The sequence below is a fragment of the Nocardioides sp. genome (assembly GCF_025964975.1).
In the GTDB taxonomy this organism is placed as follows: Bacteria; Actinomycetota; Actinomycetes; order Propionibacteriales; family Nocardioidaceae; genus Nocardioides.
Map to the genome: position 1 here is coordinate 12,667 of NZ_JAOPXV010000135.1, position 21,572 is coordinate 34,238.

Here is a 21,572-nt window from a genome sequence, read left to right on the forward strand (position 1 = left end):
CCTGACGCCATGGACATCAGCACCACCGCCAACCCGCACCCGGTCGACGACGCCCGGCTGGCCGAGATCCTGGCAAGCCCCGGCTTCGGCATCCACTTCACCGATCACATGGTGACGATCGAGTGGACGCCCGAACGCGGCTGGCACGACGCCCGCGTGACGCCGTACGGCCCGTTGACCCTCGACCCCGCGACGGCCGTCCTGCACTACGCGCAGGAGACCTTTGAGGGGATGAAGGCCTACCGGCACCCCGACGGCTCTGTGCACCTGTTCCGTCCCGAGGAGAACGGCAAGCGGATGATCCGCTCCTCACAGCGACTCGCGCTGCCAAAGCTACCTGTCGAGGACTTCGTCGCCGCCGTCGAGGCCCTGGTGAAGGTCGACGAGCGCTGGGTGCCGGACAACGCTGACGGTGGGGGAGAGAAGAGCCTCTACCTGCGACCCTTCATGTTCGCCAGTGAGGCCTTCCTCGGGGTGCGTCCGGCCCAGCACGTCACCTTCATGGTGATCGCGTCCCCCGCAGGCGCCTACTTCAAGGGCGGGGTCAAGCCGGTCACCCTCTGGCTGACCGAGGACTACACCCGCGCCGGTCGCGGCGGCATGGGCGCGGCGAAGACCGGTGGCAACTACGCCAGCTCGCTCGTGGCCCAGCAGGAGGCCACCACCCACGGGTGCGACCAAGTCGTCTTCCTCGACGCGCAGGACGGGACCTACGTCGAGGAGCTCGGCGGCATGAACATGTACTACGTCTTCGACGACGGTCGCATCGTCACCCCGGCGACCGGGACGATCCTCGAGGGCATCACCCGCGCCTCGATCATCGAGCTCGCCGGCAAGCTCGGCCACCAGGTCGAGGAGCGGAGGTTCTCGATCGACGAGTGGCGTGAGGGCGTCAGCAGCGGCGCGATCACCGAGATCTTCGCGTGCGGCACGGCTGCGGTCGTGACCCCCGTCGGGTCGTTGAAGTGGGCCGGCGGCGAGGTGCCCGCGCCGGCGTCCACCGAGCTCACGATGCGGATCCGCCAGGCGCTCGTCGACGTCCAGTTCGGCCGGGCCGACGACACCTTCGGCTGGATGCACCCGGTCGGCTGACGAGTTCCGCGTGCTGGGAGCGGTAATCTCGCTCCCGTGACGACCTCCCGCCCCGAGCAGGTCCCTCCGGGTCTGCGCGTCGGCGACTACGAGCTCCTGACCCGCCTCGGCGAGGGCGGGATGGGCGTGGTCCACCTGGCCCGCAAGCCCGGCGGGCAACGGGTCGCGCTCAAGGTGCTGCGACCGCACATCGTCGGGGACGACGAGGCACGCCGACGGCTGGCACGCGAGGTGTCGTCGCTGACCCGGGTGAAGTCGCGGCGGGTCGCGGAGATCGTCGACGCCGACCCCTGGGGCGACATTCCCTACGTCGCCACCCGCTACGTCCCCGGACTCTCGCTGCACGACCACGTCCACGAAGAGGGCAGCATCGGCGGCGACGACCTTGTCTGGTTCGCGAGCTGCCTGGCAGAAGCGCTGGCGGCGGTGCACGAGGTGGGCGTCCTCCACCGCGACATCAAGCCCTCCAACATCCTGATGGAGGGCCGGACCCCGATCCTGATCGACTTCGGGCTCGCTCGGGTCGCCGACGACCCCAAGCTCACCCACACCGGCTGGCTCCTCGGCACCCCTGGCTACCTCGCGCCTGAGATCCTCTTCGGCAAGGACGCGACGGCTGCCTCGGACGTGCACTCGTGGGGCGCCACCGTCGCCTTCGCCGGCACCGGTCGGGCGCCGTTCGGTCGCGGACCCTCGATGGCGATCATGGATCGCGTCCGTCGCGGCGAGCACGAGCTGTCCGGGCTCGACCCGGCCATCCGGCGTGTGGTCGAGGACACCCTGGAGCCCGTGCCCCGCAACCGGCCCTCCCTGGACGAGCTGCGCGACTGGTTCGCCACGCTCGGACCCGACCGTCCCAAGGCCCTCCCCGACGACCCGTTCACCATGCCGCTGGCGGTGGCTGCGATGGCCACGGCAACCGACCCGACCGAGGTCTCGTCCCGCATCCTTGGACCTGAGTCTTCACGAGACTCAGGTCCAAGAGAGCCGTCCTACGACACCTCTCCGCGGCCCCAGGCGACCCGAGTGCTGCCCGACGGCACCCCCACCGCCGCGGTCGGCACCTTCGAGAAGGTCCGCCGCGGTGTGCTCGTGGCCGCGGGACTCGGGGTCGTCGGCGGCGCCGTCGCCCTGGCGCCATACCTCGCGCTCCTGGTGCTCAGCCTGGTGATCTGGATCCTGCGCAGCGGCTCGATGGCGGCGAGCTCTGCCGGGCTGCGGCGTCAGACGCGAGGCACCAAGTGGTACGACGGCGTGCAGGTGCTGTTCGCCGCGCCCTGGCACGCGGTTGCCTCGATCCCCGGTGCCCTGTTGCTGGTGCTGTGGAGCACGGGCCTCGCCCTGGCTGCGGCGCTGCTCTGCTTCGCGGCCGGCGCTCCGATGCTCACGTCCCTCGGGATCGTCGGCGTGGTGCTGGGCGCGGGAATGTGGTGGGGGCCGGGCAGTCGTCGGGCGCGGTCCCCGGTGCAGCGGGTGTCGCACCCGATCAGCGCCCGCCCGCTGGTGTGGTTCTTCGCGGCCATCCTCACCTGTGCAGCGGCCACCGGACTCGGCGCGGTCGCGACCGCGCAGGGGCCCGACTGGACGCCCGCGAACGACCGGCCGTTCGCCGACTTCACCCTGCCGACCTACCTCCAGCCCTGACCTACCGGACCGGGGTTGACCGCGATCCGAGACCGGCGCGCGATCTGGCTCCGCGTGCCGTCGTTCGTGGCACAGTGGAGGCATGCACAGCACCCGCACCATCATCATTGCCTAGCGCGACGGGTCATCCCGCCGCGCCAACCTCCTGACCCCGGGAGGTTTTTTTGTGCCCCGATCCACCCGATGAGAGAGACCGCCTCCGATGTCGCAGCCGCTCGACCTGCAGGGCTCCTTCCACGTCTACGACACGACGCTGCGTGACGGTGCGCAACAGGAGGGGCTCAACCTCTCCGTCGCCGACAAGCTGACGATCGCGCGCCAGCTCGACGGACTCGGCGTGGGCTACATCGAGGGCGGCTGGCCGGGCGCGAACCCCAAGGACACCGAGTTCTTCCGCCGCGCCAGCCACGAGCTCGAGCTGAGGCACGCGCGCCTCGCCGCGTTCGGGGCGACCCGCCGAGCCGGGGTCGCCGCCGCGGACGACCCCCAGGTCGCGGCCCTGCGCGAGAGCGGTGCCTCGGTGGTGACGCTGGTCGCGAAGTCGCACGACCGGCACGTGGAGCTGGCGCTGCGCACGACGCTGGCGGAGAACCTGGCGATGGTTCGTGACACGGTCACGCACCTGCGCGAGCACGGTCAGACCGTCTTCCTCGACGCCGAGCACTTCTTCGACGGCTATCGCGCCAACCGCCACTACGCCCTGGAGGTGCTGCGGACAGCTGCGGAGGCCGGGGCCGAGGTCGTTGCCCTGTGTGACACCAACGGAGGCATGCTGCCGGTCTGGGTCTCCGATGTCGTGCAGGACGTCATCGACAGCACCCAGGCGCGGGTCGGCATCCACTGCCACAACGACACCGGGTGCGCGGTCGCGAACACCCTCGCCGCCGTCGACGCCGGGGCGACGCACGTCCAGGGGACGATCAACGGCTACGGCGAGCGCACGGGCAACGCGGACCTCGTCTCGGTGGTCGCGACCCTCGAGCTCAAGCTGGACAAGCAGGTCCTACCCGCCGGGCTCCTCGGCGACGCGACCCGCATCGCCCACGCGGTTGCCGAGGTCACCAACTTCCCGCCGGCATCACGACAGCCGTACGTCGGCACGTCGGCCTTCGCCCACAAGGCCGGTCTCCACGCCTCGGCGATCAAGGTCGACCCGTTCCTCTACCAGCACATGGACCCGGCCGGCGTCGGCAACGACATGCGCCTGCTCGTCTCCGACATGGCCGGCCGCGCGTCCATCCAGCTCAAGGGCCGAGAGCTCGGCTTCGACCTCACCGACAGCGTGGAGGACCGCGAGCTGGTGGCCCGCGTGACCGAGCGGGTCAAGGCCATGGAACAGGGTGGCTACACCTTCGAAGCGGCCGACGCTTCCTTCGAGCTGCTCCTCCTCGAGGAGGTCGAGGGCGGCCGTCCGTCGTACTTCGCCGTCGAGTCGTGGCGCGTGATCACCGAGACACTGACGCACGCAGGCCCGGGGGAGGAGGCCGTGTCCGAGGCGACGGTGAAGCTGACGGCCGAGGGTGTCCGCTTCGTCGTGACCGCGGAGGGCAACGGGCCGGTGAACGCCCTCGACGCCGCGCTGCGTACGGCCATCGGCCAGGCCTTCCCGGAGGTCGCGAAGTTCGAGCTGATCGACTACAAGGTGCGGATCCTCGACCAGGGCCACGGCACGGACGCCATCACCCGGGTGCTGATCGAGACCTCCGACGGCGAGTCGTCGTGGGTGACGGTGGGCGTCGGGCACAACGTGATCGAGGCCTCGTGGGGGGCCCTCATCGACGGTTTGACCTTCGGACTGCGCCGTCATCATCGATGATGGCGTCCATGTCTGACTCCGTAGCCATCCGCCAGCCGACCAGCTCCGACCGGGTGGTCGCCATCGTCCTCCTGGTCGGGCTCGGCCTCATCTCCCCGGTCATCAGCTTCGCGGCGCTGATGTTGGCGATGGCCTCCGACTCGTGCGGCTCATCTTCGGTGTGTGACGAGGGGGGGATCGTCGGGGGCGCCGCGCTGGCGGCGGTCGCGCCCTGGGCCGCGCTCGTCGGCGCCATCATCGTGGTGATCGTGCGGTCCCGACGGGGGCGAAGCGTCTGGTGGGTCCCGATCGTGGGGGCGCTCGTCGGAGCCGCCATCTTCGTCCTCGGAGCGTTCGTCACGTTCAACTCGGTGAACTGACTCCCCAGCGTTCTCAGACTGCGACGCGACGGACGAGATCGTCCCAGGCGGCCTCGATGCGCGCGAGGGAGATGCCCTCCTGGTTGACCTGCTGCTCGAGGATCGGAACCTCCAGCGGCGCCAGCAGTGACGTCGCGAGCAGCGCGATGTCACCGCGCACCCCCAGCTCGCCGAGCAGGTAGCGCACGTGCATGGCGCTGAAGGACACAGCGGCGTACGACCGTGCGCCGGCTCGACCGGCGGCACGGATCAGGGCCGCGTGGGTCAGGTTGAGGTGCAACCGGCTGTGACCGAACTCCAGCAACCGGCCCATCGGTGGCGCACCCGGGCCCAGCGGGGGCGGGCCGGAGAGCACGGCCGCCTGCCACTGGGTCTCCGACTCGTTCAGCACGGCCGCCATCAGTCCCTGCCGGCTCCCGAAACGACGGAACAAGGTGCCCTTGCCGACGCCCGCCTCGGTCGCCACGGCGTCCATCGAGACCGCGTCCACGCCGCAGTGGTCCACGAGCCGCAGGGCCGCGGCCAGGACCGCGTGCCGGTTGCGCGCCGCGTCCGCCCGCTCGGGCGGCGGGTCGTCGGCGAGGTGCAGCGAGATGGGCACGGGGCCAGCCTAGGAGCAGCGAAGTTGCGGGCAGAGGAATAGAAACGGACTGCAGTCCGGTTATGCCCACATGACTACTCCGAACCAGACCTCCGTGGCCGTCCTTCTCGGCAGCTTCCGCGCCGACTCCCTCAACCGGCGGATCGCCGAGCTGCTCAAGGCGCAGGCTCCGGCAGGCGTGAGCGTGAAGATCGTCGAGGGCCTCGACCAGATCCCGTTCTACAACGAGGAGCTCGACGGAGAGACAGCCCCCGAGGCCGCCGTCGCCCTGCGCGCGGCCGTGGCCGTGGCTGACCGAGTCCTCGCGGTCACGCCCGAGTACAACGGCACCATGCCCGCAGTCCTCAACAACGCCATCGACTGGCTCTCGCGGCCCTACGGCCAGGGCGCCATCACGGGCAAGCCCTTCGCGGCGGTCGGTGCCACCCCGACGCCGTACGGCGGCAAGTGGGCCCACGAGCACGCGCGCCACTCGGCCACGATCGCCGGTGCGACGGTCGTGGACACCATCGTGCTCGACCAGCCCGCCCTCGACGGTGACCTGCTGGCCGACGACGCCGCCGTGCAGCGCTTCCTCGGCGCGCTCAACGACCTGGTCTCCTACGAGGCGGACCCGGCTGCCGCCTGAGACGGTCCGAGGGACTGAACCATTCGGGCACGGCCGCGGCGAAAGCGTCGGGGCCGTGCCCGGCGACGTCTTCGGGGATCGTCGCCAGCAGGGGAACCCCGGTCACGCGGGGCAGGTCGAGGAGGTTGCACTCCTCCGCCAGGCCGGGTGCGGCCGGCCACGCGCCGATGACCAGGCCCGAGGGCTCGACGCCCCGGGCGCGCAGCGCCGCCACGGTGAGCTCGGTGTGGTTGAGAGTGCCCAGCCCGGCGTCGACCACGATCACCACCTCGGCCGAGAGCTCGGACGCGAGGTCCAGCAGCGTGCCGCCCGACAGGTCGAGCCGGACCAGTAGTCCGCCGGCGCCCTCGACGATCACGTGGCCCGAGTCCAGCGACCGGATGCGTGCCGCGTGCTCGGCCACTGTCGGCAGTGACACCCCGGCGCGTCGTGCTGCCGTCTCGGGAGCGAGCGGGTCTGCCAGCCGGACGAATTCGGTGACCTCGCACCTTGCGAGGCGGCGTACCTCCTCGGCGTCCCCCGGCTCGTCGCCCAGCACGCCGGTCTGCACCGGCTTCACCACGACGACGCCGGGGCCGCTGCGCACCGCGAGCGCTGCGGTGGCCACGGTCTTGCCGACCCCCGTCCCGGTGCCGGTGACGACGGTGATCCTCATCGGTGGCCCTCGACGACCTTGGCCAGCACGTCGCCGGCTCGGTCCCACGCCTCGTCAGTGACCCCGGCGCTGGTCGTGACACGCAGACGCGAGATGCCGTCGGGCACCGACGGCGGCCGGAAGCAGCCCACGCGCACACCGTGTTCGAGGCACTCGGCCTGGGCGGTCAGGGCGGCCTGGGGGGAGTCCATCGGCACGGAGAGTACGGCGCCGGCGGGCCGGTCGACGTCGAGCCGGCGCGACAACCCGTCCACCCGGGCGACCACGCGAGCGGGGAGCTCGGGCTGGGATCGCAGCAGGCGTAGCGCCGCGAGCGCGCCGCCGGTCGCAGCAGGTGCGAGACCGGTGTCGAAGATGAACGGTCGCGCCCGGTTGACGAGGTGGTGCACCAGGCCGGGGGAGCCGAGGACCACGCCGCCTTGGGCGCCGAGGGCCTTGGACAACGTCGCCGTCACCACGACGTGAGGCGCGGCGACGAGCCCGACCGCACGGACCAGGCCCTCGCCCGCGGAGCCGGCGACCCCGAGCCCGTGGGCCTCGTCCACGACGAGCAGTGCGTCGTGGGTCTCGCAGACCTCGGCCAGCCCGGTCAGCGGAGCGGCATCCCCGAGCACCGAGTAGATGGACTCCACCAGCACGATCGCCCGACGACGCCCCCGCAGCGCCAGCGCTGCCGCCACCGCCTCCACGTCGTTGTGCGGGGTGACCACGATCTCCGCGCGGGAGAGCCGAGCCGCGTCGATGAGCGAGGCGTGGACGTGGGCGTCGGAGACGATCAGGGTCTCGCGGTCGGCGAGCGCGGTGACCGCCGCGAGGTTGGCGTGGTAGCCCGTGGACATCACGAGCGCTGCGGGCTGACCCAGGAAGACGGCCAGCTCCCGCTCGAGTGACTCGTGCAGGGCCAGCGTGCCGGTGACCAGACGCGATGCCCCTGCTCCCGCGCCCCAGGTCAGGGCAGCCTCCGCAGCGGCTCTCACGACCTCGGGGTGGCGGCTCAGCCCGAGGTAGTCGTTCCCGGCGAGGTCGATGACGTCGTCGTCAGAGCCGCGCGGACGTAGGCGGCGGGTCAGTCCGGCCGCGTCCCGGCGGGCGGCCTCGTCGGTGAACCACTTCTCCCAGCCGCCCATCAGCCGGCCTCCACGGCCTGGAGCATCGCCGAACAGATCGTGTCGATCTCGGCGTCGGTGCAGGTGTACGGCGGCATCGTGTAGATCAGGTCGCGGAAGGGGCGCAGCCACACTCCCGCGCGCAGCGCCGCGTCGGTCGCCGCGACAACGTCGACGGAGTGGTCGAGCTGGATGACCCCGACGGCGCCCAGGACCCGGACGTCTGCGACGCCGGACAACCCCCGGGCCGCTTCGAGGCGAGGTGTCAGCCGCCGCGAGATCCGGTCGATGTTCGCCGCCCAGTCGGTGGTCGTGAGCAGGTCGAGGGACGCCAGCGCGACCGAGCAGGCGAGCGGGTTGGCCATGTAGGTCGGGCCGTGCATCAGCACGCCGGCCTCCGAGCGCGACAGCCCGTGCGCGACTCCACTGGTGCACAGGACTGCGGCCAGCGTGAGGTAGCCGCCGGTCAGTGCCTTGCCGACGCACATGATGTCGGGGCGTACGCCCGCAGCATCGGCGGCGAACATCGTGCCCGTGCGTCCGAAGCCGGTCGCGATCTCGTCGAGGATCAGCAGGAGGTCGTGACGATCGGCGACCGAGCGCATGACGCGCAGGCACTCGGCGGGGTAGGGCCACATGCCGCCGGCCCCTTGGAGGAGCGGTTCGACGATGATCGCGGCGAGCTCGTCGGCGTACTGCTCTGCGAGCGCCTCAAAGGCGGCGGCCCACTCGGTGGTGTCCTCGCCGAGCCTTGGGGGGCGTGGGGCGAAGACGTGCTCGGGCACGAAGCCGCGGAACATCGAGTGCATGCCCCCCTCGGGGTCGCACACGCCCATGCAGCCGCAGGTGTCACCGTGGTAGCCACCGAGCACGGTCAGCATCCGCGTCCGGCCGGGGCGACCTGCGCCGCGCTGGTGCTGCAGCGCCATCTTGAGGGCCACCTCGACACTGACCGACCCGCTGTCGGCGAAGAAGACGTGCTCGAGTCCCTCGGGGGCGAGCTCCACCAGCCGCTGTCCGAGGCGGATCGCCGGTTCGTGGGTGAGCCCGCCGAACATCACGTGCGCCATGTCGTCGAGCTGGTCGCGGGCAGCGGCGTTGAGCGCGGGGTGGTTGTAGCCGTGGATCGCGGACCACCACGACGCCATGGCGTCGACCGGCGTGGAGCCGTCGGCGAGCTCGAGGCGTACGCCCGAGGCGCCGGTGACGAGCCGGACCGGGGCCGGGTCGCTCATCGAGGTGTAGGGGTGCCACAGGTGCTGCCGATCCCAGTCGAGCAGCTCGGAGGTCATCGGCTCAGGCGTTGGGCAGCACGGCGGTGCCGGCACCACGGCGACGGATCGTGGGGTCGTGCGCCTCGATGGGGCGCGGGGCCTGGGCGGCGTGCTCCTCGCTGCCCAGCACGACGAATCCGTTGTCGCGGATCAGCTCGAGGTCGGTCTCCGCCGCCTGGCCCTCGGAGGTGAGGTAGTCGCCGAGGAAGATCGAGTTGGCGACGTGCAGGGCCAGGCCCTGCAGGGACCGCATGTGCATCTCGCGGCCGCCGGCGATGCGCACCTCCCGGTCGGGACACACGAAGCGGGCCATCGCAAGGATCTTCAGGCACCGTCTCGGGTCGAGCTCCCACGTGTTCTCGTAGGGCGTGCCGTCGAAGGGCATCAGGAAGTTGACCGGGATCGAGTCGGACTCGAGCTGGCGGAGGGCGAAGAGCGCCTCGACGAGCTGTTCGTCGGTCTCGCCGAGTCCGGCGATCAGGCCGCTGCACGGCGAGAGACCCGCACCCTTGGCCTTCTCGACGGTGTCGACCCGGTCGGCGTACGTGTGCGTCTGCACGATCTGGTCGTGGTGCGACTCCGCTGTGTTGATGTTGTGGTTGTAGGCGTCGACACCGGCCTGCTTGAGCCGCTCTGCCTGGCCGTCCTTGAGCAGGCCCAGGCACGCGCAGACCTCGACCTGGGGGTGCTCGGACTTGATCGCCCCGACCATGTCGGCGACGCGTTCGACGTCCTTGTCGCTCGGGCCGCGGCCAGACGAGACCATGCAGACCCGCGTCGCGCCACCGCGGAGCCCGGCCTCGGCCTGCTGAAGAGCCTCGTCGTTCTTGAGCCAGGAGTACTTCAGGATCGGCGCCGTCGAGCCGAGGGCCTGCGAGCAGTAGTTGCAGTTCTCGGGGCACAGGCCGGACTTGAGGTTGACGAGGTAGTTGACCTTCACCGTGTTGCCGAAGTGGGCCCGGCGCAGTCGACCGGCAGCCGCCACGACGTCGAGGAGCAGGTCGTCGCCGGCCCGCAGCACGGCCAGCGCATCGTCCTCTGTTGCCGGTGTGCCGGCCAGGATGCTCGTGGCCAGCTGGTCGAAGGTCGTCGTCATGGTTGCTCCCGGCACCGGTGGGACTGACCAACGGTGGTCAGGTGAACGGCGTTCAGGTTAGGTTGGTTGCCCCGGCCCGTCAAACAGTCCAGGAGTGCGATGCGCCACCACCGCAGCGATGTCGTCGAACGTGCCCTCACGGTCCTCGACGACTTCGGTCTCGCCTCGCTGACCATGCGCCGGCTCGGCGCCGAGTTGGGGGTCCAACCCAGCGCGCTCTACCACCACTTCCTCAACAAGCAGACCCTGCTGGCCGCGGTCGCTGACGAGATCCTGACGCGCGGCCGCCGCCCCCGCACGGCCTCGACCTGGGACTGCCAGGTGGCCGAGGTGTGCCGCGAGCTCCGCGACTCCATGCTGGCCTTCCGCGACGGTGCCGACGTGGTCGCGACCGTCTTCGCGTTCGGGATGGGGGCCTCCGGTCCGGCCGAGGAGCTCGAGGAGCTGTTGGCAGGCGCCGGCCTGCCTGACGGCCTCGTCGCCGTGGGATCCCGCACGCTGGTCCACTTCGTGTTCGGGCACACCTTCGAGGAGCAGACGGCGCTCCAGGCCAACAGCCTCGGAGCCATCGACCTGCCGGCGCGCGCCAGCCAGTTCGACCTCGGGCTCCAGCTGGTCCTCGACGGCCTGCGCTCGCGCGTGGGACAGGCCCTCAGTCCGACACGCTGACGTCGGCGCCGTGCAGCTCCGCAAGGAGCACGGCCCCGGCCAGGTCGAGCTTCGTCCCCCGCAGCTGGGCCGTCGCCAGGTCGACCCCCTCCAGGGTGGCCCCGCGCAGGTCGGCGCCGAACAGCTTCGTCTCCCGCAGGGTGGCCCGGTCGAGCCGGGCACCCCGCAGCAGCGTCGACGAGAGGTCGCTCATCGACAGGTCGGCCTCGCGGAGGTCGACGCCGCTGAGGTCGAGCTTGCTGAGGTTCGTCGACCGGATCGTGACGGATTGCCACTGTCCCGCCCGCACGGTGATCGGTCGCAGGGTGCAGTCCGCGAAGACCGTGCCGACGAGCTTGCAGCCGTCGAGGACAGCGCTGAAGAAGTTGGACCGGCGCACGTCGCAGGCCACGAACGCCGTCGAGGTGTGCACGCTGGCGTTGAACGAGCAGTTGTGGAAGACGCACTTCTCGAAGACCGCCCCGTCGGTGGTGCACTCGCTGAAGTCCACGCCGGTGAAGGTGCACTCGATGAAGCGCGCAGCGCCCAGCCCGTCGGCGTACCAGTCATCGTCCCTGAAGTGGCGGCCGTGGGCCTCCATGGGCGCCGGTGTCGCACTGGTCACGCGCGCCACGCTAGCGGTCGTGCTGGTCGCGCGCCGGTAGGGTCGCCCCGTGATCGCGTCGCATGCCCATCGCTTCATCTTCCTGAAGACTCGCAAGACGGCGGGCACGAGCGTCGAGATCGCGTTGTCCAAGGTCTGCGGTCCCGACGACGTCATCACCCGGATCAGCCCCGAGGACGAACAGCTCCGTGAGCACGCCGGAGGGCTGGGTCCGCAGAACTTCGAGTCACCGCCGCTGCCCCGCCAGGCCTTCAACCACATGAGCGCCCGCCTCGCCCGCGACGTGGTGGGGGTCGCGGCCTGGCGCAGCTACTACAGGTTCGCGATCGAGCGGAACCCGTGGGACGCCGTCGTCTCGCTCTACTACTGGAAGTACAAGGACCTGCCCGAGCTGCCGGACTTCGAGCAGTACGTCAACGAGGAGTGGATCGAGCAGCTGGCGAACAACCGCCGCATGTATCGCATCCGCGGCCGGCTGGCCGTCGACCGGGTGCTCCGCTACGAGCGGCTCACCGAGGAGCTCGACGAGGTCTGGGAGCTCCTCGCGCTTCCGGGCTCGCCGGACCTGCCGCGGGCCAAGGCCAACGCCCGCCCCGTCGGCCACTACCGCGAGCTCTACACCGACGCCTCCCGCAAACGCGTCGCCGAGGTCTTCGCCGACGCCATCGAGGCGTTCGACTACACCTTCTGAGCGGCCAGCAGCCGCTCGCACTCCTCGATCAACCGCCGGCGCAGGGGCGCGCCGCGCTCCGCGAAAGCCCGCTGCTCCCGGACGTAGGTCGCCTTCCCCTCCGGCGTCTCGATGCGGATCGCCTCGAAGCCGAGAGCGGCCAGGTCGTACGGCGCAGCGCGCATGTCCAGCTCCCGGATGTCCCGCGCTAGCTCGAAGCAGTCGGCGACGAGGTCGCTGCTGATCATCGGCGTCAGCCGGAACGCGTGCTTGTAGAGGTCCATCCCCGCATGCAGGCACCCCGGTTGTTCGTACGCCGCCCGGTCGTCGCTCGCCGGTTGCAGGGTGTTGCGCGGACGGGCCGGCTCGGTGAAGAACCGGAACGCGTCGAAATGGGAACACGCGACCTGGTGCGCCTCGACCACGTCGTCAGTGCCGCCGGACCCCAGGCGCAGCGGCCAGTCATTGTGCCGCAGCTCGTCGGGCGACTGGCGGTAGACCATGGCCCACTCGTGCAGCCCGAAGCAGCCGGCGTGCGCCGGCCTGGACTCGGTCGCGCGCAGCAGGTTCAGCACGCCTCGCAGGAGCGGCGCCTGCTTCGCGACGTGGTCGTCGGTGACGGCTCCGTCCGAGTAGCCCTTGAGCCCGTCGTACTCCGGCGCGTCGGCCAGGCGTGCGCCGTACCCCGGATGCCAGCGGCGCAGCTGGGCCGGACGCTGGACGTAGTACGTGAAGAGGAAGTCGTGGACGGGGTGCTTGACCGAGGAGCCGCGGCGCGCCAGGTGCGGCTCGATGGACGCGTCGACGCGAGCGGCGTGGGCGGCCGCGCGGGCCTGCCACGTCGCCCGGTCGAGCACGGCCATAGTCACGTTGACAGCCTAGACAGACTGCGGGGATGCCGACCGAGGACCTCTCCTTCCCCTCCCACCTGTCTCCCGAACGGCGCGAGCTGCTGACCTCGGTGGCGCAACGGGTCGATCGCGAGCACGGTGACAACCTCGTCGGCCTGGTGCTGACCGGGTCGGCTGGGCGCGGGCTTGCGACCGAGCGGTCGGACGTGGATCTCTTCGTCGTCCTGTCGACCGTCCCCGACGGCTACGTCACGTCCAAGTCGCCGGCGATCGACGAGGTCCCGATGGCCCTCCAGGAGCTCGACGAGGTGCCCGTGTTCGGCACCGACTACTGGTGGTACCGGTGGTCCTTCGCCTGGGCGCCGATGCTCCTCGACCGGACGGGCGGAGCGTTGCCTGACGCCGTACGTCGGCAGGCCCTCGTCTCCCCGGAGGAGGCCGACTCCATCCTGATCGAGCACGACCGGCTCGACGGCTGGTTGAACTACGCCTACCGTGCCCTGAAGTCGGATCGTGACGGGCGTGACCTGGAGCGGCGGCTCGACGCGACGGAGTCCGTGCCGTGGCTGCTCGACACCGTCTTCAGCCTCGCCGGGCGGGTCAGGCCGTACCACAAGTACCTCCCGTGGGAGCTGCGCGAGCACCCGATCGAGGGCTGGCCGGCCGAGGTGTTGCTTCCGCTGCTGACCAGGACGCTCGACGGCGATCCGTCCGCGATCCGGGAGACGTTCGCCCTCGTCCGGGCCCAGTGCGAGGCGTTCGATGCTGCACGCGGACACAGCAGGACCGTCGACATGATCGAGGGCTGGGGAGTCGAGCTGTCCTACTTCGAGCTGCACAAAAGCAGCTGATTCTCGAGTTTCCACACACCGAGAACGAGGTCTTGCCGGCTGCCGCAGATTGCCGGACTCCGTGGTGCGACGCGCCCATCCGCCACGTCGACCACCCCGACCCGCACGCGAGGTGGCTCCACCAGCGCGAGGAACTCGCAGGGACTCTGCGAGGCCTGCAACCAGGCCAAGGACGCGGCCGGCTGGCGAGCAAGACCCGGACCGGATCGCTCGATCCGGACCACGACCCCGACGGGCCACACCTACGTCACCCGGCCACCGCCGATCGCGACCATTCGTCAAGGCGCGGTGGCTGCCCTGCGGATCGACTACGTGCTCTCGGCCTGGGCGGCCCGTCCGCCCACTGGCAAGGCCGGGACTGCGTGGAGCGGACGGCGAGGATCGAACTCACAACCTTCAGGTTGGAAACCTGATGCTCTGCCAGTTGAGCTACGTCCGCGTGACGCCGGGGGCGCCGGCGATGCATCGTCGCTCACGATATCGCGCCCGCCGGCGATCATCGCCAGTGCCCTCGAGGTCCGTCGCCGGACCCTAGACTCGGGCCCGACCGACCGAGGGGGATGCATGGAAGAGCCGGCCGACCACACATCGCTGGACGCCGTGGTGGCGCAGTTGCAGCTCCTGCGTCGCGAAGCGGGACAGGCCTCCTTCGGTGACATCGCTCTCGGCTCAGTCGCGTGCGGCGGTCCCGGGGGATGTCCGCCGAGCAGTCCCGCGTCGGCAGGACCACCGTGTACGACGTGTTTCGCACCGGCCGCAAACGTCTGGACGCCGATCTGGTCGCCGACATCGTGCTTGCGCTGGTCCCGGATGAGGAGCTCGCCGCCGCACTGGCGGAGCAGTGCCGCGCGGCGCAGGTGGGCGCCCGCCCGGTCGTGCGCCCCCAGGACCCCGCACCAGCACAGGATCCGGTGTCGGCACCTCCCCGGGAGTCGGCCGAGACGTCGACCCGTGCGTCCCTGAGCTCCCGCGTCGTCCTCGCGATCCTGCTCAGTGGTGTCGCCATCAACTTGCTGGGCCGCGGACTGGTGGACCTCCTCGGACTGCCGATCTACCTCGACATGGTCGGCACCGCCATCTCCGCCATCGTCCTCGGGCCGTGGTGGGGGGCGCTGGTCGGGGTGGCGACCAACGTGTCGGGTGTCGCTGTCAGCGGTCCCGAGTCGCTGTGGTTCGCTCCGGTGAACGTCGCCGGCGCGCTGCTGTGGGGCTATGGCGTACGCCGCTGGGCACTCGCTCGGTCGATCCCTCGATTCTTCGCGCTCAACGTCCTGGTCGCTGTGTGCTGCACCGTCATCGCAGCCCCCATCCTCGTGCTCGCCCTGGACGGCTATGGCCAGCACAAGTCCGGCGACATCACCGACTCGATGCTCGCCATCAGCCACTCGCTGTGGCTCTCGGTGTCCGTCTCCAACTTGCTGACCTCGGTCAGCGACAAGCTGATCGCGGGTTTCGTCTTGCTCGCCCTGGTGGAGGGACTCCCGCCCGCCCTGCGATCGTGGGTACCGGAGAGCTGGATGCGGGATGCGACCCCGGAAGACACGGTTGTTCGGGCTTGTTCGGGGTTGCCGAATGCGGCCTGAAGAAGTGCCTGGTCTCTGAACACTCGTCCTCATGCATGCTCGCAAGGGAGGCATCGTCGTGACGAGGAGACCCGCCCATGCGTGCGCGCCAGACTGATCAGCTTGACTTCGATGGCGGCTGCTGTTGCCGTGCTCGCGCCGATGGCGCCGGCGAGCGCACTGCCGAGTGTGACGGGCGAATACTCGACCGCGACTTTGACGGTGTCGACGTTCATCAAGTCTGACGAGTGCCGCGACGTGCTCTCGGTCAAGTGGACGGTCGATCTGCAGGGGATCGGCAACGCGGTCCAGGCGCAGGGATACACGAACTACTCCGACAAGAGCCAACCCGTCTACACGAACACCGAGTGGGGGTCGTGGTTACACCGTCACCGGCCCGAACAACTTCTATTACAGCTACGACAAGTACGAACAGGACTTCCCGATCAGTGAGGACACCGGGACCGTCGAGGTCTGCCCGTCTGATTTCGGCACCGGCTCGGTAACGCCCGGCACCTACACGATCAGCACGAGGATGCATGCCAACGTCGGCAAGATCTGCAGTGCCGGACAGACCAGCGACGACCAGTGCCCCGAGTACGAGAACGTCTACACGAAGGCGACGACGCAGACAGTCGTGCTCGACTTCTCGCCGGAGTGCTACGCGGCCAAGGCAGCCGTCCCGAGGTACACCGCCAAGCTCAAGGCAGCGCGCAAGGCGCTCGAGCGCGCCAAGGCCGCCCACAAGCCTGTGCCCGTGATCCGCAAGAAGAAGCGTGCCGTCGCCGGCGCGAAGGCAAAGCTCGTCAAGGCGCGGTCTGACGTCGAAGGCCCCTGCTGACCCCTCTTGATCTGCGCTCCGGGGCTGGCACGGGGGTCCGGCCCCGGAGCGCTGCACGTCGCGATGCACCTCGGCGATAGGGTCGAGATCGTGCGTATCGCGAGATTCACCGCTGGGGAAGAGCCGATGTACGGCGTGGTCACGGGCGAGGTCGACGAGTTCGGCCAGCCCTCCGAGGACACGGTCATCGTGGCGATAGCGGGCGACCCCCTCTACCTCGGTGTCAAGCTGCTGGACCAGGAGTTCAAGCTCGAGGACGTCCGCCTGCTGGCACCGGTCCTGCCGCGGAGCAAGGTCGTGGGCATCGGCCGCAACTACGCCGCCCACGCCGCGGAGATGGGCAGCGACGTCCCGGCGGAGCCGTTGATCTTCATCAAGCCCAACACGAGCGTGATCGGCCCGGGGGATCCCATCTTCTATCCGAGCCAGTCGAGCAACGTCCACTTCGAGGGTGAGCTCGCCGTCGTGATCGGCCGCATCTGTCGCGACGTGCCAGTCGAGCAGGCCACCGACGTGATCTACGGCTACACGATCGGCAACGACGTGACGGCGCGCGACCTGCAGAAGGCCGACGTCCAGTTCACCCGCGCCAAGGGCTTCGACTCGTTCTGTCCGCTCGGACCGTGGATCGAGACCGACCTCGATCCGCAGGTCTTCGCCGACGGGGTCAAGATCCAGACGCACCTCAACGGCGACCTCAAGCAGGACGGGTCCACCAGCGACCTGATCTTTGACGTCCCGACCCTGATCGCCCACGTCTCGAGCGTCATGACGCTCCTGCCGGGCGACGTGATCCTCACCGGCACCCCAGCAGGTGTCGGGCCCATGGAGGTCGGCGACGAGGTCGAGGTCTCCATCGCCGGCCTCGGCACCCTCACGAACAAGGTGGCACAGCGTTGAGCACTTCACCGACGACCCGTCCCGTCCGGGTCCGCATGGCTCCCTCCCCGACGGGCAGCCCGCACGTCGGGCTGGCCCGCACCGCCCTCTACAACTGGGCGTTCGCGCGCCACCACGGCGGCACCTTCGTCTTCCGGATCGAGGACACCGACAAGGAGCGCAACACCGTCGCGTCCTACGACTCGCTGATCGACCTCATGCAGTGGCTGGGACTGGACTGGGACGAAGGCCCGCTCAAGGGCGGAGACTTCGGTCCCTATCGGCAGTCCGAGCGCTCGGACATCTACACCGACGTCCTCGCGCGGTTGCGCGAGAGCAGCCACACCTACGACTGCTTCTGCACCAACGACGAAGTCACCGCGCGCCGCAAGGCGAGCGGCTCGAAGGTGATGGGCTACGACGGGTTCTGTCGTGAGCTCAGCGACGAGCAGCGCAGTGCCTTCGAGGGCGAGGCTCGCGAGCCCGTCGTCCGCTTCCGGATGCCCGACGGGTCGATCACCTGGACCGACCTGGTCCGCGGCGACATCACGTTCGAGACCCAGTTCGTGCCGGACTACGCCCTGGCCCGCGCCAACGGCGACCCGCTCTACACCCTGACCGCGCCGGTGGACGACGCCACCATGCACATCACCCATGTGCTGCGCGGCGAGGACCTGCTTTCCAGCACCCCCCGGCAGATCGCGCTCTTCGACGCCTTCAAGGCGATCGGTCTCGCTGACGAGACCCCGGAGTACGGCCACCTGCCCTACGTGATGGGGGAGGGCAACAAGAAGCTCTCCAAGCGTGACCCCCAGGCCCACATGGCGCTCTACCGTGAGCAGGGCTTCCTCCCGGAGGGCCTGCTGAACTACCTCGCCCTGCTCGGGTGGGCCATCTCCGGAGACCGCGACGTGTTCACGCTGGAGGAGATGGTCGAGGCGTTCGAGATCGGGGACGTCAACCCCAACCCGGCCCGCTTCGACGTCAAGAAGGCCGACGCCATCAACTCCTCGCACATGCGGCTGCTGTCGATCGAGGAGATGACCGAACGCGTGCTGCCGTTCCTCGCCGACGCTGGCGTCGTCGACCCGACCAACCTCGCCGACCGTCAGCTGCTCGACCAGGCCATGCCGCTGGTCGGGGAGCGGATCAACAAGCTGACCGAGGTCGTCGACATGCTCGGCTTCCTGTTCGTCGCCGAGTCGGACTTCACGCGGACCGACGGGCTGGACGACGCGGGCCGCGAGGTCGTCACTGCGGCGTACGACGCCGTCGTCGCTCTTGACACATGGAGCACCGCGGCCATCGAGGAGGCGCTCCGCGCCAAGCTCATCGACGACCTGGGGCTCAAGCCCCGGCACGCCTTCGGGCCCGTCAGGATCGCCATCTCCGGTCGCAAGATCAGCCCGCCGTTGTTCGAGTCGATGGAGCTGTTGGGCCGGGAGCGATCGATCGCGCGGTTGACCGACGCGATGTCCGGCTGACGATGGCCCCGCCAGCCGAGTACCACCGCCTCCAGCTCCTGGGTCGTCCGGGCCCCTGGCGACCCCTCGTCGGCATCATGCTGCTGGCGATCGCAGTCGTCGTCCTCGCGCCCTTGGTGGCGCTCGTGCCGTTGATCGCTGTGCTGGTCGCCACTGGCGAGCCGGTGGGTGCCGGGATCGAGTCGACGTGGGATCTCGAGGACGTCACCCCGATGGGCCTCGCCTACGTCAACCTGATCCTCGCCTCGGCCATCCCGGTGACCATCCTCATCAACCTGGCCCTGCACGGCCTCGCGCCGGGCTGGCTCGTGTCGGTGGCACGTCGCGTCCGCTGGCGGTTCTTCCTGGCCTGCTTCGGACTCTCGGTGCTGGCCCTGATCGCCACGGTCGTGGTGTCGAGCCTCGTGCCGCAAAGTGGCTCGGGAGCCGAGCTGAGCGGTCACGCCAACGCCTTCACCACGACGACCCGGAACTTCCTGCTCGTCGTCCTCATCCTGACGCCCCTGCAGGCAGCAGGGGAGGAGTTCGCCTTCCGCGGCTACCTGATGCAGGCGCTCGGCGGCCTCTTCCCCAGTCGGGCGCTGGCTGTCGTGCTCTCGGCCCTGCTCTTCGCGCTCGCTCACGGGTTCGCCCAGGACCTGCCCATCTTCGTCGACCGGTTCGCGTTCGGGCTCGTCGCAGGAGCCCTGGTGATCCTCACCGGAGGACTCGAGGCGGCCATCGCCATGCACGTCCTCAACAACTTCCTGGCCTTCGGGCTCGCGCTCGCCTTCGCCGACATGAGCAGCGCCCTCAACCCCACCGGTGGGTCGTGGTGGAGCCTGCCCGGGACGCTCACCCAGTCGCTCGTCTACCTCGCCCTCGCCACGTGGTTGGCCCGTCGAATGGGCCTCGCAACGACCGCCACCCCAGCCGTTTTGGAAGCGCCGCGCGGTGCCATGTAAGGTTTCTTCTTGGTCCGGACGGCGCATCGCCCGGTGCCGAATGTGCACGTCATTGGGATATGGTGTAATTGGCAACACGACTGGTTCTGGTCCAGTTATTCTAGGTTCGAGTCCTAGTATCCCAGCGAAATTCCCCGAGTCTGTGGGGATTTTGATCGGTTCTGATCCCGTGGATATAGTTCCGATCGCACCAAGCAGTGCTTGCCCCCGTTGTGTAGCGGCCTAGCACGCCGCCCTCTCACGGCGGTAGCGCCGGTTCGAATCCGGTCGGGGGTACACACAACCAGTGGCGGCGTGCCGAGCACGCCGCCACTGCGTCGTTTCTGGACGGCGGTAGCGCCGGTTCGAATCCGGTCGGGGGTACACACCGAGAAGCCAGTTCACAGGACTGGCCTTCTTGCTATTTCCCCTCCATCCGTGCCGTGTCCGAATTCCGCTAGAACCAGCTCCCCGCGTGCGAGAGACTCAGCGCATGCGACGTACCGACCTGGACGACGAGTCCTGCTACCGGGCGGTCAAGAGCAAGGACCGCCGCTTCGACGGCGTCTTCTACACCTGCGTCGCCACCACCGGGATCTACTGCCGTCCCAGCTGTCCGGCCCGCACGCCCGGCTTCGCCAACGTGGCGTTCCGGCCGACAGCAGCGGCCTGCCAGGCGGCTGGGTTCCGAGCCTGCAAGCGCTGCTTGCCTGATGCCACCCCGGGAAGCCCCGACTGGGACGTTGCCGCCGATCTGGCAGGACGCACGATGCGCCTGATCGCCGACGGACTGGTGGACCGCGAAGGTGTCGACGGCCTGGCCGCCCGGGTCGGCTACACGTCACGTCACCTCGGGCGGCTGCTGACCCAGGAGCTGGGCGCGGGTCCGCTGGCCCTCGCCCGGGCCCGGCGCGCCCAGACTGCCCGGATCCTGATCGAGACGACCGACATGGGTTTCGCCGACGTCGCGTTCGCGGCCGGCTTCAGCAGCGTGCGTCAGTTCAACGAGACCGTGCGCGAGGTCTATGCAGTGTCTCCGACTCAGCTACGGGGGCGGCGCAGCCGACCGCGCGGGCCGGACGGCACCGTGGTGATGCGCCTTCCTGTCCGCACGCCCTACGCCGGGACGGCCCTCCTCGACTTCCTGCGGCTGCGTGCGATCCCCGGCGTGGAAGTGGTGGACGACGAGACGTACGCCCGGACCCTGGCGCTGCCTCACGGACCCGGCACCGTGACCCTCACGCTGCCCGACGTGGCGGACGAGGGCAGCACGGCCTTCGTCAGGGCGGAGCTGGCCCTGACCGACCTGCGTGACACCGCTGCCGCAGTCGAACGCGCCCGCCGGCTGCTCGATGCCGACTGCGACCCCGTGGCGGTCGCCGACGCCTTCGCGGGCGACCGGCTCCTGGGACCGCTGGTCCGAAGAACACCGGGACTGCGCGTCCCGGGGCACGTCGACGGCAACGAGGTCGCGGTCCGAGCCGTGCTGGGGCAGCAGGTGAGCGTGGCCGGCGCACGCACGATCGCCGCGCGGCTCACCCGGGAGCACGGGGCGCAGATCGAGACGACCGTGCCCGGGCTGACTCGTCTCTTCCCCAGCATGGACGCCTTGGCGGCCGTCGACCCTGAAGACCTGCCGATGCCCCGCGTCCGGGGACGGGCCCTCACGTCGCTGTGCGCTGCGCTGGCGGACGGCACCGTCGTCCTCGATCGCGGCGACGACCGCGGCGCCGTTCGCCAGGCCCTGCTCGACCTCCCGGGGATCGGACCCTGGACGGCCGACTACATCGCCATACGCGCCCTCGGGCACCCCGACGTCCTCCTCGCCACCGACGTCGGAACGCGCGACGCGCTGCGGGCACTGGGGGCCCCCGGCGCCGTTGACACCGAGGCCTGGCGGCCGTGGCGCTCGTACGCGCAGACCTACCTGTGGCAATCGTTGGTGCAACCTCGAGGAGACAACTGAC

The 21,572-nt window shown here is 69.9% G+C and carries 22 protein-coding genes and 4 tRNA genes; 18 read left to right on the forward strand and 8 right to left on the reverse strand.

All coding sequences use genetic code 11. The features are described 5' to 3' along the window. Window positions 1-9: 9 nt before the first annotated feature. The 4 genes from JWN68_RS10040 (at window position 10) to JWN68_RS10055 (ending at window position 4,911) form a co-directional block, all read left to right on the forward strand. Entirely contained in the window at window positions 10-1,092 is a 1,083-nt protein-coding gene (locus JWN68_RS10040; protein ID WP_297738280.1) for a branched-chain amino acid aminotransferase, read from the forward strand. A gap of 36 nt (window positions 1,093-1,128) precedes the next feature. Then, window positions 1,129-2,736 carry a serine/threonine-protein kinase gene (locus JWN68_RS10045; protein ID WP_297738282.1) on the forward strand — a complete coding sequence of 536 codons (1,608 nt, stop codon included), beginning with the start codon at window positions 1,129-1,131 and terminating at the stop codon, window positions 2,734-2,736. 202 nt (window positions 2,737-2,938) lie between these two features. Then, window positions 2,939-4,552, forward strand: coding sequence for a citramalate synthase (gene cimA, locus JWN68_RS10050; protein ID WP_297738284.1), 1,614 nt, complete (start codon window positions 2,939-2,941; stop codon window positions 4,550-4,552). An 8-nt stretch (window positions 4,553-4,560) separates the two neighbouring features. Then, entirely contained in the window at window positions 4,561-4,911 is a 351-nt protein-coding gene (locus JWN68_RS10055; RefSeq protein ID WP_297738286.1) for a hypothetical protein, read from the forward strand. A gap of 13 nt (window positions 4,912-4,924) precedes the next feature. Here the strand turns inward: JWN68_RS10055 and JWN68_RS10060 are convergent, their stop codons facing one another. Next, entirely contained in the window at window positions 4,925-5,512 is a 588-nt protein-coding gene (locus JWN68_RS10060) for a TetR/AcrR family transcriptional regulator (RefSeq protein WP_297738288.1), read from the reverse strand. Between the two features lie 70 nt (window positions 5,513-5,582). Here JWN68_RS10060 and JWN68_RS10065 point away from each other — a divergent pair, with 70 nt between their 5' ends. Next, complete coding sequence (locus JWN68_RS10065; protein ID WP_297738290.1) at window positions 5,583-6,140, forward strand: NAD(P)H-dependent oxidoreductase; 558 nt, start codon at window positions 5,583-5,585, stop codon at window positions 6,138-6,140. Here JWN68_RS10065 and bioD read toward each other — a convergent pair. The 4 genes from bioD to bioB are packed head-to-tail and all read right to left on the reverse strand — an operon-like array spanning window position 6,097 to window position 10,271. Further along, a complete protein-coding gene (gene bioD / locus JWN68_RS10070; protein ID WP_297738292.1) occupies window positions 6,097-6,795 on the reverse strand; it encodes a dethiobiotin synthase in 699 nt (232 codons plus the stop codon). The two genes, JWN68_RS10065 and bioD, sit on opposite strands and share 44 nt — an antisense overlap. Beyond that, window positions 6,792-7,922 carry an 8-amino-7-oxononanoate synthase gene (locus JWN68_RS10075; RefSeq protein WP_297738294.1) on the reverse strand — a complete coding sequence of 377 codons (1,131 nt, stop codon included), beginning with the start codon at window positions 7,920-7,922 and terminating at the stop codon, window positions 6,792-6,794. Before JWN68_RS10075 ends, bioD begins: the two co-directional genes overlap by 4 nt. Further along, window positions 7,922-9,193 carry an adenosylmethionine--8-amino-7-oxononanoate transaminase gene (locus JWN68_RS10080; RefSeq protein WP_297738295.1) on the reverse strand — a complete coding sequence of 424 codons (1,272 nt, stop codon included), beginning with the start codon at window positions 9,191-9,193 and terminating at the stop codon, window positions 7,922-7,924. Before JWN68_RS10080 ends, JWN68_RS10075 begins: the two co-directional genes overlap by 1 nt. A gap of 4 nt (window positions 9,194-9,197) precedes the next feature. Further along, the gene (gene bioB, locus JWN68_RS10085) at window positions 9,198-10,271 is read right to left on the reverse strand and encodes a biotin synthase BioB (RefSeq protein ID WP_297738297.1); all 1,074 of its coding nucleotides are present in this window, start codon (window positions 10,269-10,271) and stop codon (window positions 9,198-9,200) included. A 99-nt stretch (window positions 10,272-10,370) separates the two neighbouring features. Here bioB and JWN68_RS10090 point away from each other — a divergent pair, with 99 nt between their 5' ends. Next, window positions 10,371-10,940, forward strand: coding sequence for a TetR/AcrR family transcriptional regulator C-terminal domain-containing protein (locus JWN68_RS10090; RefSeq protein ID WP_297738299.1), 570 nt, complete (start codon window positions 10,371-10,373; stop codon window positions 10,938-10,940). Here JWN68_RS10090 and JWN68_RS10095 read toward each other — a convergent pair. Then, a complete protein-coding gene (locus tag JWN68_RS10095) occupies window positions 10,924-11,544 on the reverse strand; it encodes a pentapeptide repeat-containing protein (RefSeq protein WP_297738301.1) in 621 nt (206 codons plus the stop codon). The two genes, JWN68_RS10090 and JWN68_RS10095, sit on opposite strands and share 17 nt — an antisense overlap. A gap of 49 nt (window positions 11,545-11,593) precedes the next feature. Between JWN68_RS10095 and JWN68_RS10100 the strand changes: the two genes are divergently transcribed. After that, complete coding sequence (locus tag JWN68_RS10100) at window positions 11,594-12,235, forward strand: sulfotransferase family 2 domain-containing protein (RefSeq protein WP_297738303.1); 642 nt, start codon at window positions 11,594-11,596, stop codon at window positions 12,233-12,235. On the opposite strand, the gene JWN68_RS10105 is transcribed toward JWN68_RS10100, so the two are convergent. Beyond that, window positions 12,223-13,077 carry a 3-methyladenine DNA glycosylase gene (locus JWN68_RS10105; protein WP_297738341.1) on the reverse strand — a complete coding sequence of 285 codons (855 nt, stop codon included), beginning with the start codon at window positions 13,075-13,077 and terminating at the stop codon, window positions 12,223-12,225. The genes JWN68_RS10100 and JWN68_RS10105 overlap by 13 nt on opposite strands. 32 nt (window positions 13,078-13,109) lie before the next feature. On the opposite strand from JWN68_RS10105, the gene JWN68_RS10110 reads away from it, so the two are divergent. Next, on the forward strand, window positions 13,110-13,916 hold the full coding sequence (locus tag JWN68_RS10110; protein WP_297738306.1) for a nucleotidyltransferase domain-containing protein: 807 nt from the start codon (window positions 13,110-13,112) through the stop codon (window positions 13,914-13,916). A 363-nt stretch (window positions 13,917-14,279) separates the two neighbouring features. Here the strand turns inward: JWN68_RS10110 and JWN68_RS10115 are convergent. Beyond that, window positions 14,280-14,355: transfer RNA gene (locus JWN68_RS10115), tRNA-Gly, on the reverse strand. Between the two features lie 238 nt (window positions 14,356-14,593). Between JWN68_RS10115 and JWN68_RS10120 the strand changes: the two genes are divergently transcribed. The 10 genes from JWN68_RS10120 (at window position 14,594) to JWN68_RS10165 (ending at window position 21,571) form a co-directional block, all read left to right on the forward strand. Further along, window positions 14,594-15,499, forward strand: coding sequence for an ECF transporter S component (locus tag JWN68_RS10120; protein WP_297738308.1), 906 nt, complete (start codon window positions 14,594-14,596; stop codon window positions 15,497-15,499). A gap of 81 nt (window positions 15,500-15,580) precedes the next feature. Continuing rightward, on the forward strand, window positions 15,581-15,931 hold the full coding sequence (locus JWN68_RS10125) for a hypothetical protein (RefSeq protein WP_297738311.1): 351 nt from the start codon (window positions 15,581-15,583) through the stop codon (window positions 15,929-15,931). 82 nt (window positions 15,932-16,013) lie between these two features. Further along, complete coding sequence (locus tag JWN68_RS10130; protein WP_297738313.1) at window positions 16,014-16,319, forward strand: hypothetical protein; 306 nt, start codon at window positions 16,014-16,016, stop codon at window positions 16,317-16,319. Window positions 16,320-16,409: 90 nt separating this feature from the next. Continuing rightward, window positions 16,410-17,219, forward strand: coding sequence for a fumarylacetoacetate hydrolase family protein (locus JWN68_RS10135; protein ID WP_297738315.1), 810 nt, complete (start codon window positions 16,410-16,412; stop codon window positions 17,217-17,219). Window positions 17,220-17,254: 35 nt separating this feature from the next. Next, the gene (gene gltX / locus JWN68_RS10140; RefSeq protein ID WP_297738343.1) at window positions 17,255-18,682 is read left to right on the forward strand and encodes a glutamate--tRNA ligase; all 1,428 of its coding nucleotides are present in this window, start codon (window positions 17,255-17,257) and stop codon (window positions 18,680-18,682) included. A 2-nt stretch (window positions 18,683-18,684) separates the two neighbouring features. Next, a complete protein-coding gene (locus JWN68_RS10145) occupies window positions 18,685-19,626 on the forward strand; it encodes a CPBP family intramembrane glutamic endopeptidase (RefSeq protein ID WP_297738317.1) in 942 nt (313 codons plus the stop codon). 53 nt (window positions 19,627-19,679) lie between these two features. Then, a tRNA-Gln gene (locus JWN68_RS10150) sits at window positions 19,680-19,751 on the forward strand. A gap of 78 nt (window positions 19,752-19,829) precedes the next feature. Further along, window positions 19,830-19,902: transfer RNA gene (locus tag JWN68_RS10155), tRNA-Glu, on the forward strand. Between the two features lie 6 nt (window positions 19,903-19,908). Next, window positions 19,909-19,989, forward strand: a tRNA-OTHER gene (locus tag JWN68_RS10160). Window positions 19,990-20,098: 109 nt separating this feature from the next. Then, window positions 20,099-21,571 carry a DNA-3-methyladenine glycosylase 2 gene (locus JWN68_RS10165; protein WP_297738319.1) on the forward strand — a complete coding sequence of 491 codons (1,473 nt, stop codon included), beginning with the start codon at window positions 20,099-20,101 and terminating at the stop codon, window positions 21,569-21,571. The last annotated feature ends 1 nt before the right edge of the window (window position 21,572 follow it).

Excerpts from the sequence above, each read along its gene's own strand:
- JWN68_RS10040 (WP_297738280.1), top strand. The coding sequence starts at position 10 with ATGGACATCAGCACCACCGCCAACCCGCACCCGGTCGACGACGCCCGG.
- cimA (WP_297738284.1), top strand. The coding sequence starts at position 2,939 with ATGTCGCAGCCGCTCGACCTGCAGGGCTCCTTCCACGTCTACGACACG.
- JWN68_RS10055 (WP_297738286.1), top strand. The coding sequence starts at position 4,561 with ATGTCTGACTCCGTAGCCATCCGCCAGCCGACCAGCTCCGACCGGGTG.
- JWN68_RS10065 (WP_297738290.1), top strand. The coding sequence starts at position 5,583 with ATGACTACTCCGAACCAGACCTCCGTGGCCGTCCTTCTCGGCAGCTTC.
- bioD (WP_297738292.1), bottom strand. The coding sequence starts at position 6,795 with ATGAGGATCACCGTCGTCACCGGCACCGGGACGGGGGTCGGCAAGACC.
- JWN68_RS10075 (WP_297738294.1), bottom strand. The coding sequence starts at position 7,922 with ATGGGCGGCTGGGAGAAGTGGTTCACCGACGAGGCCGCCCGCCGGGAC.
- JWN68_RS10080 (WP_297738295.1), bottom strand. The coding sequence starts at position 9,193 with ATGACCTCCGAGCTGCTCGACTGGGATCGGCAGCACCTGTGGCACCCC.
- bioB (WP_297738297.1), bottom strand. The coding sequence starts at position 10,271 with ATGACGACGACCTTCGACCAGCTGGCCACGAGCATCCTGGCCGGCACA.
- JWN68_RS10090 (WP_297738299.1), top strand. The coding sequence starts at position 10,371 with ATGCGCCACCACCGCAGCGATGTCGTCGAACGTGCCCTCACGGTCCTC.
- JWN68_RS10105 (WP_297738341.1), bottom strand. The coding sequence starts at position 13,077 with ATGGCCGTGCTCGACCGGGCGACGTGGCAGGCCCGCGCGGCCGCCCAC.
- JWN68_RS10110 (WP_297738306.1), top strand. The coding sequence starts at position 13,110 with ATGCCGACCGAGGACCTCTCCTTCCCCTCCCACCTGTCTCCCGAACGG.
- JWN68_RS10130 (WP_297738313.1), top strand. The coding sequence starts at position 16,014 with ATGCATGCCAACGTCGGCAAGATCTGCAGTGCCGGACAGACCAGCGAC.
- gltX (WP_297738343.1), top strand. The coding sequence starts at position 17,255 with ATGGCTCCCTCCCCGACGGGCAGCCCGCACGTCGGGCTGGCCCGCACC.
- JWN68_RS10145 (WP_297738317.1), top strand. The coding sequence starts at position 18,685 with ATGGCCCCGCCAGCCGAGTACCACCGCCTCCAGCTCCTGGGTCGTCCG.
- JWN68_RS10165 (WP_297738319.1), top strand. The coding sequence starts at position 20,099 with ATGCGACGTACCGACCTGGACGACGAGTCCTGCTACCGGGCGGTCAAG.